The sequence below is a fragment of the Eubacterium barkeri genome (assembly GCF_900107125.1).
GTDB lineage: Bacteria > Bacillota > Clostridia > Eubacteriales > Eubacteriaceae > Eubacterium_O > Eubacterium_O barkeri.
The window spans coordinates 59,128-76,671 of the sequence record NZ_FNOU01000007.1; the positions used below are offsets into that span (position 1 = coordinate 59,128).

The window sequence follows — 17,544 nt, forward strand, 5'->3', positions numbered from 1 at the left end:
TTTTAAGTATACAACTTGTGTACACATGTATAACTAGATTATAAACGCTATGAAAAGGGCTGTCAACAGTAGATTATAGTAAAATTATGTTTTTCTTTTATCAAGGAATAAAAAGGGACCAAGAAATTCCAATCCTTTCTCGGATCGTCTTTCCCTGGCCCTGTTCAAATGCCTGTATTTCCAATTATATGGTGGTTTCAGCCTCCAGCTCATAATAATTGCGATTGATATAATATTCGTTATAACTCACTGGTGAATTATCTTTAAGGGAGACAATTCTCTGGGATATGCGAAAACAGCAATCCCCTGGTGGAATGTCCAAAAGCTCACAAATTTCCATCGGAGGAACCACAATTTCTAACCGCAGCTTCTTCCGAATCTGAAATTGTAAATCATCCTCCTTAATATAACCATCATAATTGGCAAAATTAATAACGCTCTCAACAATGGGGTTTCCCTTTTCGTAAGGAACGTTGACGATGGAAACCATGATAATCTTCTCATCCTCCATGGCCACTTTTTCAATTTTAACCACATACTCATAGGGTCTGACTCCCAGCTCACGGATGAGCTTTCGGCTTGGGGGAACCGAGCGTACGCTATGGAGCTTAACCTCCTCAATCTCCACCTTTAAGCTATCAATTTCATCAAAATAAAATTGGTAGTGGCTATTGGCAGGTTCACAGACAAAATGCCCCTTCCCCTGAATCGTGTAGATATAATCCTCATTGACTAAAAGTGCCAATCCTTTCCTGAGAGTTGTGCGGCTGACACCATACAGCTCTGTCATCTCATTTTCAGAGGGCAGCATGTCCCCGGGGCGTAGAACACCTTTTTCAATTTTACTCTTAATATCATTGACAATATCAAGATATAGAATCCGTGCCATCAGTCCTCCACCTTTTGTACCTTCATCCAGGCAATGCACTGGCTGAGCCCTTCGACTGCATCCATGGTACTGGCATCACAGCCGATGGCCGCCACACAATCTGGTGTCGCTACTGCACCGCCTAAGATGACCTTTACCCGTTCCCTCAGCCCCTGGGCCTCCAGGGCATCCACCAAAACCTTTACATTGTCTAAGGTTGTGGAAAGGACAGCGGATACCCCCAGAATATCGGGGTTTTCCCGCTCGATAGCCTGAATGAATTTTCCAACGGGAACATCAATACCCAAATCTACCACAGTAAACCCGGCACTTCTCGCCAGACTGCAAAAAATATTTTTACCAACATCGTGGATATCATCAAAGATAGTCCCAATGACCAGCTTCCCTGAGGGAATGACGTCGGCATCCGTCGGCTTGACCAGCTGATAGAACGCGGCAATGACTTCCCCCATCATGATGAGGTCGGCAATGAAATATTCCCCTTCCTCATATTTTTTAAGCATCTTCGCAATGGCATCCTTTAAATATCCGGCAACCTCTTCCGGCAGCATCCCTGTAGCCAAGGCATCCCGAATTAAGGTTTGTCCCCTACCTTTATCAATGGCCTCGATGGAGGCATTTAATTCATCAGCAAACATCAGCCTTCTCCTTTATCCTGATTTCCCGAACACCCCAGGATGCGACCATCCCGCCAGGCCCGATTATAATCCAATCCCCGGTGGTCGACATCCATTAACACCGCCGCAGCAAATCGGGCATTGGTGATCGCCTGATCACAGGGGTCCACCAGCATTGCCTCTGCTCCGGCCTGGATGGCCATGGTCATGCAAGCCGCATTGATGACGCTCCGTTCGGGCATATTGTAAGAAATATTAGAAATTGCGCCTAAAACCATGGCCTCTGGAGCCAAGCTTCGAATGGCCGCCACATCTGCCATGTAGGTTTTCATTACTCCCGGTACAGCCACAAGGGCCATGATACAGGGATCAAAGATAAGCTGATCCATGGCAACACCGTAGTGATCAGCCTGCTCAAGGAGTCGTTTCACAATTTCCACCTTATCTGCTGTGGTTTTGGGTACCCCCCGATCATCACAAGTCAAAACAATGGCTTTCCATGGGGTTCCGGCAATCATTGGAAAAAGGATTCCCCCCTTTTTTCCGGCACCGCTAATCGAGTTGATAATCCCCGGCCGATGGAAGTCCACGGATTCAACGAGGCGCTTCAGCAGCCTGGGATCACCGCTGTCAATACATAATGGCGTCTCCACCCTATCCTGCACCACTTTGATAAGCCATTTCATAACCTGGTATGGATCTTTGGTCCTTCCCGCCATGCAGTCCAAATAATCTGCGCCACACTGTGTCTGGTGCTGGGCCAGGTCTTCTATATAAGGGGCATCCCTTTTCTCAATGGCCTCTTTTACTCCAGAGGCAATCGCATTAATCCGTTCACCGATTATGATCATTATTTAAGATTCCTTTCGGTATTTCTATAGCATTATCATACCATGGCTTCAGCAGTTTTCAAAGATGTAAATCATGGCTTTTCCCTTGTCAAATAATAAACATAATATCTTTTTGTATGGAGAAATGGTATACTTCTAAGAAGCATTCATTCGGAAGTGGATACTTTTCAGAATGGAATTTTTTTTATGAAGGAGAGTTGTCAATGGAATCAAAATTAAGCGTTACCCTTATTCAACACACCCCAGAACCTGAAAAAACAATTGCTGCTGCTGCAAAGCTCTGTTATTCCCACTCCGGAGCAAAGGACATTATGGCCGATCTCACCCCAGAGGCAGTGGAGAAATTCTTGAATCGCCTGGTGTCCATGGGCCATGCTTCCCCAGTGGAGCATGCTACCTTTACCTTTGCCATTGAGGGGGTTAGCCGTTCCCTCACCCACCAGCTGGTTCGCCATCGTATGGCCAGCTTTAGCCAGCAGTCCCAACGGTATGTTTCGGAAAAATCCAGCTTCGATTATGTCGTCCCGCCGGAAATTGCCGAAATCCCAGCTGCAAAGGAAGAATACCTCCGGGCCATGGAAAATGCCCAGGCTTCCTACGATATCCTGGCTGATCTGCTCATTGAAAAGCACAAGGCCGGACTCCTTGCCAAGGGAATGAACGAAAAACAGGCCGCCTCTGCTGCTGAAAAAATGGGAATTGAGGATGCCCGTTACGTTCTCCCCAATGGCTGTGAAACTAAAATCGTGGTCACGATGAATGTCCGGGAGCTCCTCCATTTCTTCAATGTCCGATGCTGCAGCCGCGCCCAATGGGAAATCCGGGAATGCGCCACCCAGATGCTTGCAGAATGCAAAAAAATAGCGCCCATCCTTTTCTCCCATGCCGGTCCCAATTGTGTGGAAGGCCCATGTCCCGAGGGGATCATGACCTGTGGCAAAGCAGAAGAAGTCCGGGCGAAATTTAAAGCACTGTAATCTGAATTCTCAATCTTTTTGATGCCGATAGGCCGTTCGTACCTTCCCGATCATATAAAGTGATCCCACGAAGGCATTAACGGCTTTTTTTTGTGTCCAATCAATACTGGCTAAGGCGTCCTCTGGAGTATCCCACACCTTTGCCTCCCTTCCATAGGCACTCTTTATAAACTCTGACATGGCTTCCCCGGGAAGGGCGCGCTCATTGTCTGGGGTCAGGGTGCCGATGGTCGTCGCCAGGGGAATGAGCAAATCCAGGGACTTTTGGATATCCTTATCCGCCAGCATCCCAAAAAACAGATTGATGGGGCGATCCGGGAAATAAGCCTGAATATTCTTTGCAAAACTGCCAATGCCATCGGGATTATGGGCACCATCGATTAAAATAACCGGCTCCTGGTTTAAGAACTCAAATCGCCCTGGAAACACCATACTGGAAAGTCCCTCTTCAATATCTGTGGGCTGAATCTGAAACCCCTGATCCAAAAGAAGGGCAATTACCGTCAGCACCGTGGCACAATTAGCCTGTTGGTGTTCCCCCAAAAGCTTAAGGGTGAAGGTCTTCAGTCCAGGAATGCCCCTCTTCCTTTGATAGGCAAAGCGCTGGCCCCACTGACTTTGGTCCAAAGGCTTTAAATCATCCACCGCCACATGGACCACCGGAGCCTCTACCGCCTCTGCCCTCTGGGCGATGGATTCCCAGGCTTCCGGCTTTTGGGGATAAACCACCACTGTTGATCCCGCCTTGATGATGGCGGCTTTTTCTGCAGCGATTTTCCCAACGGTATCCCCTAAATAATCGGCATGATCAATATCAATTCCCATAATGACGGCTACCAGAGGTGCGGGGATAACATTGGTTGCATCCAGGCGACCGCCCATTCCTACCTCCATAATGCAGATATCCGCCTGTTTTTCATAAAAATACAAAATAGCCATGGCCGTTTCAATTTCGAAGCCAGTGGGATGCTCACTCCCCCGGGCGACCAAGGTATCACAAGCCCTTCGTACCCGGCTGGCCATCTCAGATAGGGTTTGATCGTCAATACAAGTGTCATTCAAACAAATTCGTTCATTGAAGGATTCCAACGCAGGGGAGGTATACATTCCGGTAATATAACCCGCCTTGGTCAAAATTGCAGAAAGCATATGACACACAGAGCCCTTTCCATTGGTCCCTGCCACATGGATGAATTTTAAATTATCCTGGGGATTCCCCAGTTCTTCAAGAAGTGCCGCTATTTTTTCCAGGCCCAGCTTAATTCCAAACTTTCCGTTTTCTTCAATATAGCACAGTGATTCTTCCAAATTCATGCTTCGTCCATCTCTCTTTCTACGTCCTTCTGCCACCAGCTTCTTTAAATCGTGTGTTCTTAATGTATTCCTTGGTAAATTCAGGATCTGTTGCTAATTCGATATGGGTGGTGATTTTCGGAATACGGGTACAACGTTGGGTTTCTTCTAAAGAAAGCAAGCAACGCTTAACACCGATTCCTGCGGCGTTTCCCACTGTACAAGCGGGCACACCCTTAAAATCCGGGAATAAACCAATCCGTTGGGCATTGTGAAAATTCACATAGCTTCCAAAGGCTCCTGCCACCACAATTTCTTCCAGTTCCTCCCCGGAAATGCCAAAGGCCTTTACCAGAAGCTCACAGCCCGTATAAATTGCAGCCTTTGCCAGCTGAACGGAGCGAATATCCCATTGGGTTAGAATAATGGGCAAGCCTCCGGCATTCTCTTTTTCTGTCATAAATGTAAAATACCGCCCCTCCCCTTCCACATACCCAAATCGGTGGGACCAGGGGGTATTCTCGGTCTCTTCCTTTGGAATGAATTGACCACGCGTGTTGATCAAACCTTCCTCCAACAGAAATGCCACAGCATCCACAATCCCTGAACCACAAAACCCCAGGGCCTGTCCACCGCCAATAATTTTACAAAGAATCTGCCCATCCTCCAAGCTAATACCCTCAATGGCACCGGTTGATCCCCGCATGCCCATGGTGATACCTGCCCCTTCCAGTGCCGGTCCACAGGCAGTGGATGCCACCAGATAGCGTCCCTGGCTCCCCAGGGCAATTTCACCATTGGTTCCTAAATCAATGATCAGCCGGACCTTATCATCCTGGGGTAAACTGAGGAGTGCTGCCGTGGTATCCGCTCCAACATACCCCCCCAGAAGCGGCAAAAACAAGACCTCTCCCAGGGTATTCATCCCGATGGATAAATCGCCTCCCCGGGCTCGGACCATTTCCCCAAAGATTCCCACAAAGGGAGACCGCCCTAAACGCGTAGGGTTAAGTCCCCAGAAAAAATGGCTCATACAGCTATTGCCGCAAAATACAGCCTTGTAAATGCAGCTACTGTCAATCCCCGCATTCTGACAAAGCTCAGCCACCAGCTGGGATACTGTATTGAAAATCTCTTGTTTCAGCCGTTGTCGATTCTCAGGACATTCCCCGGCAAATCGAATCCGGGAAATCACATCTGCACCGCAAAAAATCTGATTATTAATTCCAGAAGCCGTCCCCAAGGCCGTGCCATCCTCCAGATCGTAGAGATATCCTACCACTGTTGTTGTCCCTAAATCAAAGGCAATGCCGTAGGCATGGGGACTTTTTTCACCGATCACGGGGATTAAATCCAGAATACGCTGTCCCTGGATAACAACTGCAATCTCCGGTACTTCCTCCATGTTCATCAGTTCCCCAAAGGCGATCATCACAGCGGTGTCAGCAAATTCCAGTTCCGGGAGGGCCAATACCTGGCGCATCTCATCGAAATCAAAGATATATTCCCCGGAAGATATCTGATTTTTTTTTAAGACCCGGATTAAGATATCCGGCTGAAAATGAACCCTGTCCCCACATCCTGATTCTAAGATTTGTGTTTGAATTCGCTTGGCAGATAAGAAAACAGCCGTGTCCGTCTCGATTTGGTACCGGCAGCCCTGGACCATTTTCCTTATCCCCTTTTCCTCTATGATCACATCGCATTTTCCACAGGTTCCGGTTCCGCCACAAATGACATTAAGGGGATGCCCCACAGAAGCACAGACCGCTGCGAGGGTTTCCCCCTTATTCGCCTTAATTTCCGGTATACCCAACGTTGGAAAAGAAATGGTTAATTGCCTCTCCACGTGCATCCCTCCCGTCAAATTTGATGCCACCTTGCCAATTCCCAACTATTTTCCATCAGGACTTCCTGGGGAATGCCTAAATCCATCAAGTACTTCCATTCATCCAAGGTGCCCTGTCCATGGGGAACGTAAGCCGCCCCTGCATCACTTCCCACGGCAATGGAGACCCCCAGCGCCCAGGCTTTTTTCACCGCTATTTGATGGCCCTCAAAATAGTACCGCGCCGTTTTTGCCAGGGTGTTTTCCTCTGCCTTTGCAAAATTCCCAAAGGGTGACAGGGTCGGTACCCAGACACAACCGGTTTCCAAAAGGGCGGTAATGCAGTCATCATCAATAGCATAGCCATGCTCGATACTATCTGCGCCAGCCTCTAAAGCTTCCATGATATACTGCGCATCGTTGACGTGAACCATGGTTTTATAACCAGCATCATGGGATTTTTTAATGATATCTCCCAGCTCTCTGGACGTAAAGGATGCTCCACCAACCAGCCCGGGGGATTTCAGCCCCATAATACCGGTTTGGATAATTTTAATAAAATCCGGCTTACGACGAAAAAGGGCATCCAACCCTGTTGTGATGGATGCCCCTTCGGCCAATGCTGGTCCTAAAAAATCGCCATAACACCCCGCTTTTCGGACTGCAAAGATTGGTGTCGTAAAGGTGATACCGGCATCTTCTGCCATAGCTTTAAAGAAAGAACCCGCACCGTACCGATCGCCGCCGTCGCGCAATGCTTTTATTTTTAATTCCCCATAGCGTTCAATGGTCTTTAAAAATAAATGGCGGCGCATCGTCGTATCGCTTGCCGTCCATCCCCGGGGCGCATGGTGCCCCGAGGCGATGTGGACATGGCAATCGACAAATTCCTGCATCATTTTTTACTCAGCAATCGCTGCTTCATAAGCAGCGGCATCGCCCAAATCATCAAATACAGACGGATCCTCTACCTTTGCTTTTACAATCCAGGCAGCATAAGCATCTTCATTGATTTTTTCCGGCTCGTCATCCAATTCTTCATTGGATTCAATAATGGTAATGCCAAAGGGAATTTCGATGGCCGTTGCCTTTTTCCCGGATTCCACTTCTGTGAATTCTTCACCTTCAGCGAATTCGTCATCACTTTCAGGCAGATCAACGAAGAGGATATCACCCAGCTGATCCTGGGCAAAATCGGTGATGCCGATAGCAACCGTATCACCGTCAATATCAAACCATAGGTGCTGTTCAACGTCATATTTTAAATTTGCAGGTATGTTCATATTTTATCGCTCCTTAATAATGATTGTAATGACCACAATTCCACCCCATTTCTTCATCCCTTTTAGGATGAAATGGGCTGGAATTGCGAACCATCGGGTATCGCAGGCATTCGTTTACGCTCATATAGTGCCTGCTGTGCTTTTGCTTTGACGCTACGCGTCTTTGCAAAAGCAACCGCTTCACAATGATCACAATTCCACCCCATTTCTTCATCCCTTTTAGGATGAAATGGGGCAGAATTGCGAACCATCGGGTATCGCAGGCATTCGCTTACGCTCATATAGTGCCTGCTATGCTTTTGCTTTGACGCTACGCGTCTTTGCAAAAGCAACCGCGATGGCTACTTATGCACTGATTTTCCGTGGACGTCGTGGAGGGCCTCCATGAGGGCTTCGGACAGGGAGGGATGGGGATGGATGACATCGCCCACCTGGGCGGCAGTTAACCGGCAATGGACAGCCAGGCTCAGCTCCGCCAACAGATCTGTAGCATGTGGGCCGACCACTGCGGCTCCGATAATCACGTCATCATCATTGGTGATGATTTTGACAAAGCCCTGGATTTTTCCAATGGCCTGGGCTTTCCCCAACATGCGAAAATCAAAAGTCCCGATGTGAGTTGAGATCCCCTTGTCGGCACATTCCGCTTCTGTCAAGCCTACACTGGCAACCTCAGGATCGGTATATACACAGCCGGGAACGGCACGATAATCCACTGTTTTATCGGCACCACAGGCATTTTCAGCGGCTACGATCCCTTCCTTTGAAGCAACATGGGCCAGTTGTGCTGTGGCAAGAATATCCCCTATGGCATAGATGCCGGGGACCGAGGTTTCCATTTTATCGTTGACCACGATCCGGCCCCGTTCGTCCATTTCTACCCCAGCGGCAGCGACGTTTAAGGCATCGGTGTAGGAGCGGCGGCCAATGGAGACCAGCATTTTTTCAGCTTCAAATACCTTGCCGTTGGCCAGAGTTGCCTTGACACCAGCATCGCTTACCTCGACCTCTTGGACGCCAACACCAGTGACCATCTTGACCTTTTCTTTTTTCAACTGACGGGCCAGCTGCTTGGAAACATCCTTGTCCATATTGGGCAGGATCTGGGATAAGGCTTCCACAATGGTAACCTCCACCCCAAGACGACGGAGGAACTGGCCTATTTCACAGCCGATAACCCCGCCACCAACGATGATAATGGATGCTGGAAGCGCCTCCAAATCCAGTATTTCATCGGAGGTAATGACCGTCTTACCATCGTATTTAAACATACCGGGACACACCGGTGCCGAACCCGTGGCTAAAATAATTTTATCCGTTTCAATTTCCTGGGTGCCTTCTGCGCCTTCTACCACGACAGTGTGGGCATCCTTTAGGGTTGCAACCCCATGAATCAGGGTCACTTTATTTTGTTTAAAGAGGGCTTCAATGCCTTTGATCAGCCCATCTTTAACCTTATTTTTCCGGGCTAGAATCTGGCTGTAATCCACCGAATATTCCCCAGTAGTAATCCCAAATTCTCCGGCATTTTCCACTGCATCGAGAACATCAGTCGCTGCTAAAAAAGCTTTTGTCGGGATACATCCCCGATTCAAGCACGTTCCGCCGACCTGATCCTTTTCAACAACCGTCACCTCAGCGCCACATTTAGCTGCCATAATAGCTGCTTCGTAGCCTCCGGGACCGGCCCCAATGACTGTTACTTTCATTTACAGCCCTGCCTTATCCATAATCTTTACAACATTTTCTTCTGCACCAATGGCCATAATATGAGCCCCATCGCAAAGACCTTCTTCTTTGAGCTGGGCAATGAATTCACCCGCAATGGTGATGCCTTCAGCTACCTTGTCTTCTGCGCCGGTCAGACGTTCGATGAGAGCATCAGGAACGGCAATACCCGGGACGCAGCGGTTCATGAATTTTGCCATACCTGCAGATTTGAGGGGAATGATCCCGGCGAGAATCTTACAATCCATATCCTTGGTTTCTTCTTTAAAGGTCCGCATGACGTCAATATCAAATACACCCTGGGTTTGGAAGAATTTTGCGCCCGCTTTAATCTTCTTACGCATTTTAATGAGCTGAACTTCAACGGGATCATAAACCGGGGTGACACAGGCACCCAGATAGAAATCCGGTGCTCCAGCCAGCTCATTACCAGCAAGATCCTGTCCACTCATCAGAATTTCCGCAGTCTGAAGGATGGATACCGAGTCCAGTTCAAAGACAGGCATGGCTTCAGGATTATCCCCGGTGGTGGTGTGGTCCCCAGTGAGGGCCAGGAGGTTTTTAATGCCAAAATGTCCGGCGGAGAGCATTTCACCCTGAATGGCAATGCGGTTGCGGTCACGGCCGGTCATCTGTAATACAGGTTCTAAGCCCTTTTGTGCCAGCTCTACACACATAGCCAGTGAGGAGGCCTTGACAGCGGCAGATTGGAAATCTGTGACGTTCACAGCAGCAACCCGGCCAATCATAGAATCGGCAATATCCAGAATATGGCTAAAATCGGTCCCCTTTGGTGGGGCCATTTCGGCAGTAATGGCGAATTCGCCAGCTTCAAGGGTACGTTGTAATAATGAGCTCATCTTATTCACCTGCCTTTTCTGCTGCAGCCTGTTCTTTCAGGTTAATGGTCCGGGGATATGCTTTGGCTTTATAACCGCGGATGGGATCAATTTCTTCCATTAATTCGAGCTTCCCTTGATCCTTCATCTTTTTGTAAATTTCAATCCATGCACAATCATTTTCAGGGATCACTTCGCATTTACCGTCTCTTGCGCCCCCGCAGGCTCCGTTAAGCAGGGATTTCCCACAGCGGGTAATGGGGCAGATCGCTGCCGTCCGTCCGAGGACGCATTCCCCACAGGTCTTGCACATTTCTTCGAAAATGCCATTTCGCACCGTTTCTCCGACAAACATTGTGTCATTGGCAGGATAGGTTTCCATCTTGGATACCTTAGCCACAGTCTGAACGCCGTCTCCACAGGCCATACATAAAATAGCATCAGCCTCTGCCATTTCTTCTTTAATGGCTTTCAGCTCTTTTTTGTTTAAAAGAACGTTACAGGAGGTGGTCAGCACCGTGGTCGCCAGGACTTCCTTTCCTTCTGCTTCCAAGGCAGCCTTCATGGCTTCCAGTTCTTCTTCCCCGCCGGTATGGCAGACCGTCGCACATTCGGAACAGCCGGTAAGAACAACTTTCTTGGCATCCTTCAGGTAATCTAAAACCTCTTCATAAGGCTTCTTTTGTGAAATAATCATTTTTTTATCCCTCTCACTCGTTTATGCGTTTTGCTGTTTACAGGCTTTGATAACATGCTGGGCTAAAAGCGCTGTGGTAATCGGGCCAGTTCCACCACCGCAGCCAGGGGTAGCCGAGGTAATCTGAGCCACTTTTTCCAGGCAATCCACATGGGCATCACCTGCACGCACCTTTTTCCCGTCTTCATTCAAGACGAATTCACCCTTGTCGTCCTTCATCTGGGACATGGCAACATCAATGAGAATACAATCTTCAGAAAGCATATCCGGTTTAACCAAGCCGTAAATTCCAGCAGCTGTTACGACGATATCAGCCTTCTTTGTATAGGATGGGGTATCCTTAGTGAAAACGTGGCACATGGTCACTGTGGCAAATTCATTGGTGAGCATGATGGCCAGGGGTTTCCCTAGAACATTCGAGTTATTGATAATGACCACATCCTTGCCCTTAACTGGGATATCATAATGGGCTAAAAGCTCCATAACCCCCTCTGCGGTACAGGGGAAGAATCCGGCGTCATCAGCAATCATTAGCTTCCCTAGGTTAGTCGGATTCAGAGCATCCGGATCTTTCTCAGGGCTTAAGATATATTTGATTTCTTCTTCATCCAGCTGTTCTGGTAAAGGTTTGAAAATAAGGATTGAGTGGATATCGGCATCGTCATTTAAGGTTTTGAGCTTAGCGACGAAATCGGCATGGGATACAGTTTCCGGAAATTCGACGGATTCAACTTCAATATTAGACTTTGCCATCCGCTTGATAATGCTCTTTTCATAGGAAATCGATCCTGGATCCGCCCCAACACGCATGATAGCGAGCTTTGGCTGAATTCCCTTGGCAATCAGTGCATTGGCATCTTCCAATACTTTGGCTAACATTGATTCGCTGACTTCTTTACCGCTTAATAATTGTGCTGACATTTTGTTCTCTCTTTCATCTTTTTCCAACTTATAGGTCCTCAAATACTGGAGCACCCCTATGATAACCGCGCCTGTACCTCGGATGAGACCCGCTCGCTGATGGCGATACCATCGGCAATAAGAGGCTTGAGCTCCCCTTCAATGGCCATCGCACGATCCCTGTCCTGCAGGGTTTTGATATTGATTTGAACGTTCATCCAACCGCTAACCATGGCGGCCCGAAGACATTCGACACCAACGCCAACGTCTGACAGGGCCAAAACGGAGCCTTTACCCAGAAGCTCCTCATGTAGCTTGATGGCTTTATGGCAGGTTTTAACAATCTCAATGGGCACAGAACAGGCAGTGATGGTACATTTTTCCATAACAGCTGCTTTTTCAGCCTTTTCTTCCGGCGTATCTGAAGGCATACTGTAGGCCTTAGCCAAAGGGGAAAAATTCTCGGCATCCTGATCAATCATATCAAGCAAATCATCCTGAATATCCTGGGCCTGGACTAAAATCCGCTGAATATCCTCTTCGTATTCAGCGTATTTTTTCTTACCCGTAGTTAAATTGGCAACCATTCCCGCCAAAGCGGTTCCCAGGGCAGCGGTGAGGGCAGCGGCGCCGCCCCCTCCGGGGACGGCAGCCTTGCTGTAAAGCACCTCTGTAAATTCTCGACAGGTTTTATCAACTAATTTCATCTTAGAACAATCCTGCAATGACGCCATTTTCGTCCACGTCGATACGGTTTGCAGCTGGTTCCTTGGGTAATCCAGGCATCTTCATGATTTCACCAGTCAGGGCAACGATAAAGCCAGCGCCTGCAGAAATGGTGACCTGACGCACGGTGATGGTAAAGCCTTCAGGACGGCCAAGTTGGGTCTGGTCATCCGTTAAGGAATACTGGGTTTTTGCCATGCAGATGGGCAGCTTATCGTAACCCAGCTTCGTCAGACGGGCAATTTCATCAGCGGCTTCCTTGGTAAAGGCCACATCCTTGGCACCATAAACTTTCTGGGCAATCTGTCTGATTTTTTCATCAATGGGCAAGTCCAACTCATAAGCGAAGGTAAAATCGTTATCCCCGGATTCTGCCAGACGAATAACTTCTTCAGCCAGCTCAATACCACCGTCGCCACCTTTGGCCCAAACTTCGGACAAGGCAACATTAACACCTAGCTTTTCACATTCTTCCCGGACCAGGGCCAGTTCTGCTTCGGTATCCAGAGGGAAGCGATTAATAGCCACTACGGCGGGTAGCTTATAAACCTGTGTAATGTTTTCAACGTGCTTGAGCAGGTTGGGAAGCCCTGCCTTCAGGGCTTCCAGATTTTCTTCGTTGAGGTCATCTTTGGCCACTCCACCATTGTATTTAAGGGCACGGACCGTTGCAACAATAATGACAGCATCTGGGGTTAAACCCGCCATCCGACATTTGATATCCAGGAATTTCTCTGCACCAAGATCAGCACCAAATCCAGCTTCCGTGACCACATAATCTTCTGCAAAATGCATGGCCATCTTTGTAGCAATAACAGAGTTACAGCCATGGGCGATATTGGCAAAAGGACCACCGTGGACAAAGGCCGGAGTCCCTTCTAAAGTCTGAACCAAATTGGGCTTCAAAGCATCCTTCAGAAGGGCTGCCATGGCGCCATTGGCCTTTAATTCCGCCGCGGTAACCGGCTTATCATCATAGGTATAACCCACGATGATTTTACCCATACGATCTTTTAAATCAGAGATATCGCTGGCTAGGCAGAAGGCTGCCATAATTTCGGAGGCGACGGTGATATCAAAACCATCCTGACGGGTGGCGCCATCACCTTTTTTACCCAGGCCGTCCACAATATTACGGAGCTGGCGGTCATTCATATCCACACAGCGTCTCCAGGTAATCTTCTTGGGATCGATGTTAAGTTCATTTCCCTGATGGATATGGTTATCCAGCATGGCAGCCAGCAGGTTATTGGCCGCACCAATGGCATGGAAGTCACCGGTGAAATGGAGATTGATGTCTTCCATGGGCAATACCTGGGCGTATCCGCCACCAGCAGCACCGCCCTTAACACCAAAAACAGGTCCTAAGGAAGGTTCACGAAGGGCAACCAAGGTATTTTTCCCCAATTTAGAGAGAGCATCTGCCACACCGATGGTCGTCGTGGTCTTCCCTTCACCAGCTGGAGTCGGATTGATGGCCGTGGTCAGGATCAGCTTCGCCTTCTTGCCGGTATCCTTTTTCAGCAGATTGTAATCAACCTTTGCTTTATACTTCCCGTATAAATCCAAATCCTCTTCCGTCAGTCCCAATTTTTCCGCAATCTTGCGAACATCCTGGGGAGTTGCCTGTTGTGCAATTTCAATATCCGATAAAAATGCCATGTGTTCTCTCCTTTGTTAAAATTATTTATTGACTCAGCTTCATGCTGAAGTACGCTATTTAAGCTTCATGCTAAAAAATCGCTTCACGCCGAAATACTTTTTCGTAGGAATGAATAATAATAAACACAAGGTACGATTACTGCACCACCTATGATGTTGCCAATGGTTACAGGTATTAGATTCCCCATAAAAAGCTGTCCCCAGCTAACCTCTGCACCGAGAAAAATTCCAAGGGGAATATATGTCATATTGGCAACACTATGCTCAAATCCAGAGAAAACGAACAGCATAATGGGGAACCAAATCCCCCAGATTTTACCGATCATATCCTTTGAACCGGCCTGCAGCCAACATGCAAGGACCACTAATATATTACAAAATATACCACGGATTACTGCATTTGAAAAGGAAATTGTTACTTTTTTAACAGCAATAGATGTCGCTGTCGCCATGACAGCTTCTGTATAAAGTCCGCTCTTTGCGAGCAAAAACGCCAAGAAAATGGAACCCACCAGATTTCCGATATACACCACCAGCCAGTTAATCAGCAGCTGCTTCACAGTGATTTTTTTGTCCATCCAGGCCAGGGTCAGCAGATTATTCCCGGTAAAAAGTTCTCCCCCGCAAAGGATCACTAACATCAGTCCAACAGGGAATACCGAAGCCCCGATGAGTTTGGCCACCAAAGCATCCGTCCCACCGCTTACAGCAGCCGTGGCCAGGATGAAGCCATGGGCTCCAAAACCGATGAATATTCCTGCAAAGATGCCCAGCAAAAACATCTTGAGAATTGGAAGATTGGCTTTCTTCACACCATTGCCAATCCACACCTCACCAATTTCTGCCGGGGTTAAAAAACTACTCAAATGTTGCCTCTCTTCTCTCCGGTCACGCCGAAGTGTAACCTTTACACAACCGTCATGAAAAAAGGTGCCAGGGCACCTCATATTTCATTTCGTGTTACTCAGAAGGGATACCATCCGTTTACCCGTCGCCACATAGGTCAACGCTACCTGTACCGGCAGCATGATTGCGCATTTAATAATGCGTGGGATGAGCAAGGCGATATACCCCTGACCAGTCATCATATACAACCACAGTGTATCCAAACCCAGATTCAATATTAAGCAGATTATTGCATTGGCAATAATAATCCGTTTCCATCCGATTTCCTTGTTATAGAAGGCCACACCATAAACAACACCGGTAAGAAATGCCGTCAGTGTAAAGCCTGGGAAAAAACCTGCCGTCGGGAAAAGTGCCAAACCGATTACATCAGCGATGGCAGCGCCACCACCGGCCCACCATGGTCCGTAAAGCATCGCGGAGACCGCAATCGGCAAAAAGGTAAAGCCGACCCGTACAATAGGTGTTTGAATCGAAATAAATCGAGTGAGGATAATATTGATGGCAATGAGTACTGCCATCGTTGTGAGCCGTTTCAGATTACTGTTCATGGTTCTCCTTTATGTGCCACTCAAGGGCATATGGAATGTTGCCACAAAAGGGAAAACCCATGTGGCAGCGGAAGCGGGTATGGCACCACTGACAACGTCATTCGTCCAAAGGCGACTTCCCATCCTTTGGCACTTAAGCGCACCATCCCTACTCTGCAAACAGGACAATTATTATATTTTAGGCTACATCATAGGCATTTCCTCCCCGATATTATATTTGGTATTCTCCAATCTCATCTTTAGCCCTATCCAATGGATGGATCTATGATTATCGCTAAATTATATCAGATATGGACAATAAAAGCCATGTAGAGATTGTCAGAATCCAATGATATCCTATTGTGGTGCCCCATATGGGCGATACAACTATACCTGTCTATAGACTTGTATACCCCTTTGGTCAAAAAACTTATTATGCTCACATTATAGACCTATTTTAGAAAAAAATCCATAGCTTAAAGAAATAAAGTTAAAAAAGTAACGAAGATAAGCGGTTGTACCGTATTATTGGATCAACTATAATGAACAATAGTCAAAAAAACAGTCCAATTTCTTAAGGAGATCCCATGAAAATTCACTTTCCCGTTTACGAACAAACAATCCAGATTGAAATGAATTCAACGGTCGCTGATGCTTGCCGCCAATCCGGGCATCCCCTGAACCAATCCTGTAGTGGCAGGGGCTGCTGTAAAAAATGCACGATTCGAATAAGGGAAAAAGGATTGCTTATGGATGTGCTGGCCTGTCAGTATCCCCTGAGTGACGAAATGGAGATTTTCATTTCCCCCAAGGGTTCGGCTGTGTCGATCCGACCTTTTACTATCCCTGCCGTTATTCCTGCTCCCAGGATTTGTAACTACCCTGTCCTCACCGATGCTCTTAGAGATATTCCGGCAGACTGCCTTTCAAAAACACTCAACCATCTTCTCCCCCGAAATGTGATGCCCCTCTCCCCTACAGTCCTAACCAAAGCTGCAGCTTTGATGACCATTGAGGGGGATTCCATTCTCAACGTCATTATGGCCGGTGATATGGTGATCGATCTGACTTCATCCCCGGAGCCCTTAGAGATTTTTGGCATTGCCTTGGCTCAACAAGGCTCGTCCATTCAGGGTATTCTCTTTAACCTTTCAGAAGGTATTTTTATTGATTCAACCACTCTGTCCGGCCATTTTGAATCCCATTTAGAGAAGAACCCGGCCAAATTGATCCATCAGCTCTGCACCAGGAATAATATTTTAGAAAGCCAGATTTACAATCTATTATGCAGTAGCACGGGATTTTTGAAAAGCGAACACTTTCTATCTTTACCAATCAATATCAACCCTCAGGCTGATATTGGCTTTTTACCCAGTATTGGTAAAGGTGGCGATAGTACTCTAATCGCCAGTCTTTCCTGTATCCCTGACGATAGCGGTCTTCGGCTGCTCCTTCGACACCACCGGAATAGCTTTGACCTTGCCCTTGGGGAAAATTCCTCCTATTTGATTCAGCCGGGCTTCTGTTCCAGGACGTCCATAGATAGCCTTCTCCCCCAGTGCCTACAGCTTTTCAAAAAAACAAACACCTGCCCAGAGGATCTAAAATCGATCATCCTGACAGGTGTGTCTGAAATTTCTGAAACTGATGAAGTTTATCGCGCCGTTGGAGGAGCCTTAAGAAAGCTTCCAGCTTTTTCAGAAATGTGCTTTGAATTGGCAATGGATTTAGAGATTATCGGTTTACAGCGAGCACTCCTTTCCCTGGAAACACTTTTTCGCTGCGCCGATATCGCTGAAAACTCCCGGATTTTATAAT

17 protein-coding genes and 1 riboswitch are annotated in these 17,544 nt (G+C 47.6%); of the genes, 2 read left to right on the forward strand and 15 right to left on the reverse strand.

Going from position 1 to position 17,544, the window contains the following annotated elements; all coding sequences use genetic code 11:
- Nucleotides 1–184 precede the first annotated feature (184 nt).
- From BLU30_RS05855 to BLU30_RS05865, 3 genes are read right to left on the reverse strand one after another with little or no spacing between them, the layout of a single operon-like run.
- A complete protein-coding gene (locus tag BLU30_RS05855; protein ID WP_090244418.1) occupies nucleotides 185–889 on the reverse strand; it encodes a GntR family transcriptional regulator in 705 nt (234 codons plus the stop codon).
- Nucleotides 889–1,527, reverse strand: coding sequence for a cobalamin B12-binding domain-containing protein (locus tag BLU30_RS05860; RefSeq protein ID WP_090244420.1), 639 nt, complete (start codon nucleotides 1,525–1,527; stop codon nucleotides 889–891). The genes BLU30_RS05855 and BLU30_RS05860 overlap by 1 nt, the downstream gene beginning before the upstream one ends.
- Nucleotides 1,527–2,357, reverse strand: coding sequence for a dihydropteroate synthase (locus tag BLU30_RS05865; RefSeq protein WP_090244422.1), 831 nt, complete (start codon nucleotides 2,355–2,357; stop codon nucleotides 1,527–1,529). The genes BLU30_RS05860 and BLU30_RS05865 overlap by 1 nt, the downstream gene beginning before the upstream one ends.
- A gap of 203 nt (nucleotides 2,358–2,560) precedes the next feature.
- Here BLU30_RS05865 and thyX point away from each other — a divergent pair, with 203 nt between their 5' ends.
- Nucleotides 2,561–3,334, forward strand: a complete 774-nt coding sequence (gene thyX / locus BLU30_RS05870) for an FAD-dependent thymidylate synthase (protein ID WP_090244423.1) — start codon at nucleotides 2,561–2,563, stop codon at nucleotides 3,332–3,334.
- Between the two features lie 9 nt (nucleotides 3,335–3,343).
- On the opposite strand, the gene BLU30_RS05875 is transcribed toward thyX, so the two are convergent.
- The 12 genes from BLU30_RS05875 to BLU30_RS05930 all read right to left on the reverse strand — a co-directional run bounded on the left by BLU30_RS05875 (nucleotide 3,344) and on the right by BLU30_RS05930 (nucleotide 15,747).
- On the reverse strand, nucleotides 3,344–4,648 hold the full coding sequence (locus BLU30_RS05875; protein WP_090244425.1) for a bifunctional folylpolyglutamate synthase/dihydrofolate synthase: 1,305 nt from the start codon (nucleotides 4,646–4,648) through the stop codon (nucleotides 3,344–3,346).
- A gap of 19 nt (nucleotides 4,649–4,667) precedes the next feature.
- On the reverse strand, nucleotides 4,668–6,476 hold the full coding sequence (locus BLU30_RS05880) for an ASKHA domain-containing protein (protein ID WP_176770842.1): 1,809 nt from the start codon (nucleotides 6,474–6,476) through the stop codon (nucleotides 4,668–4,670).
- 14 nt (nucleotides 6,477–6,490) lie between these two features.
- The gene (locus tag BLU30_RS05885) at nucleotides 6,491–7,354 is read right to left on the reverse strand and encodes an amidohydrolase family protein (RefSeq protein WP_090244429.1); all 864 of its coding nucleotides are present in this window, start codon (nucleotides 7,352–7,354) and stop codon (nucleotides 6,491–6,493) included.
- A 3-nt stretch (nucleotides 7,355–7,357) separates the two neighbouring features.
- Nucleotides 7,358–7,738 (reverse strand): glycine cleavage system protein H, encoded by a 381-nt coding sequence (locus tag BLU30_RS05890; RefSeq protein WP_090244431.1) that lies wholly within the window; start codon nucleotides 7,736–7,738, stop codon nucleotides 7,358–7,360.
- A 341-nt stretch (nucleotides 7,739–8,079) separates the two neighbouring features.
- Entirely contained in the window at nucleotides 8,080–9,447 is a 1,368-nt protein-coding gene (gene lpdA, locus BLU30_RS05895; RefSeq protein ID WP_090244433.1) for a dihydrolipoyl dehydrogenase, read from the reverse strand.
- Nucleotides 9,448–10,326: a methylenetetrahydrofolate reductase gene (locus BLU30_RS05900; RefSeq protein ID WP_090244435.1), complete on the reverse strand. Its 879-nt coding sequence runs from the start codon at nucleotides 10,324–10,326 to the stop codon at nucleotides 9,448–9,450.
- Nucleotide 10,327: 1 nt separating this feature from the next.
- On the reverse strand, nucleotides 10,328–11,002 hold the full coding sequence (locus tag BLU30_RS05905; RefSeq protein ID WP_090244437.1) for a methylenetetrahydrofolate reductase C-terminal domain-containing protein: 675 nt from the start codon (nucleotides 11,000–11,002) through the stop codon (nucleotides 10,328–10,330).
- 21 nt (nucleotides 11,003–11,023) lie between these two features.
- Nucleotides 11,024–11,923: a bifunctional 5,10-methylenetetrahydrofolate dehydrogenase/5,10-methenyltetrahydrofolate cyclohydrolase gene (locus BLU30_RS05910; protein WP_090244439.1), complete on the reverse strand. Its 900-nt coding sequence runs from the start codon at nucleotides 11,921–11,923 to the stop codon at nucleotides 11,024–11,026.
- Between the two features lie 56 nt (nucleotides 11,924–11,979).
- Nucleotides 11,980–12,609: a cyclodeaminase/cyclohydrolase family protein gene (locus BLU30_RS05915; protein ID WP_090244441.1), complete on the reverse strand. Its 630-nt coding sequence runs from the start codon at nucleotides 12,607–12,609 to the stop codon at nucleotides 11,980–11,982.
- Nucleotide 12,610: 1 nt separating this feature from the next.
- Nucleotides 12,611–14,290, reverse strand: coding sequence for a formate--tetrahydrofolate ligase (locus BLU30_RS05920; protein ID WP_090244443.1), 1,680 nt, complete (start codon nucleotides 14,288–14,290; stop codon nucleotides 12,611–12,613).
- Nucleotides 14,291–14,373: 83 nt separating this feature from the next.
- Complete coding sequence (locus tag BLU30_RS05925) at nucleotides 14,374–15,156, reverse strand: formate/nitrite transporter family protein (RefSeq protein ID WP_090244445.1); 783 nt, start codon at nucleotides 15,154–15,156, stop codon at nucleotides 14,374–14,376.
- A gap of 84 nt (nucleotides 15,157–15,240) precedes the next feature.
- A complete protein-coding gene (locus BLU30_RS05930; RefSeq protein WP_090244447.1) occupies nucleotides 15,241–15,747 on the reverse strand; it encodes a folate family ECF transporter S component in 507 nt (168 codons plus the stop codon).
- A 63-nt stretch (nucleotides 15,748–15,810) separates the two neighbouring features.
- A riboswitch (THF riboswitch) is annotated at nucleotides 15,811–15,905 on the reverse strand.
- A 408-nt stretch (nucleotides 15,906–16,313) separates the two neighbouring features.
- Between BLU30_RS05930 and BLU30_RS05935 the strand changes: the two genes are divergently transcribed.
- Nucleotides 16,314–17,543, forward strand: coding sequence for a 2Fe-2S iron-sulfur cluster-binding protein (locus BLU30_RS05935; RefSeq protein WP_090244449.1), 1,230 nt, complete (start codon nucleotides 16,314–16,316; stop codon nucleotides 17,541–17,543).
- Nucleotide 17,544 lies beyond the last annotated feature (1 nt).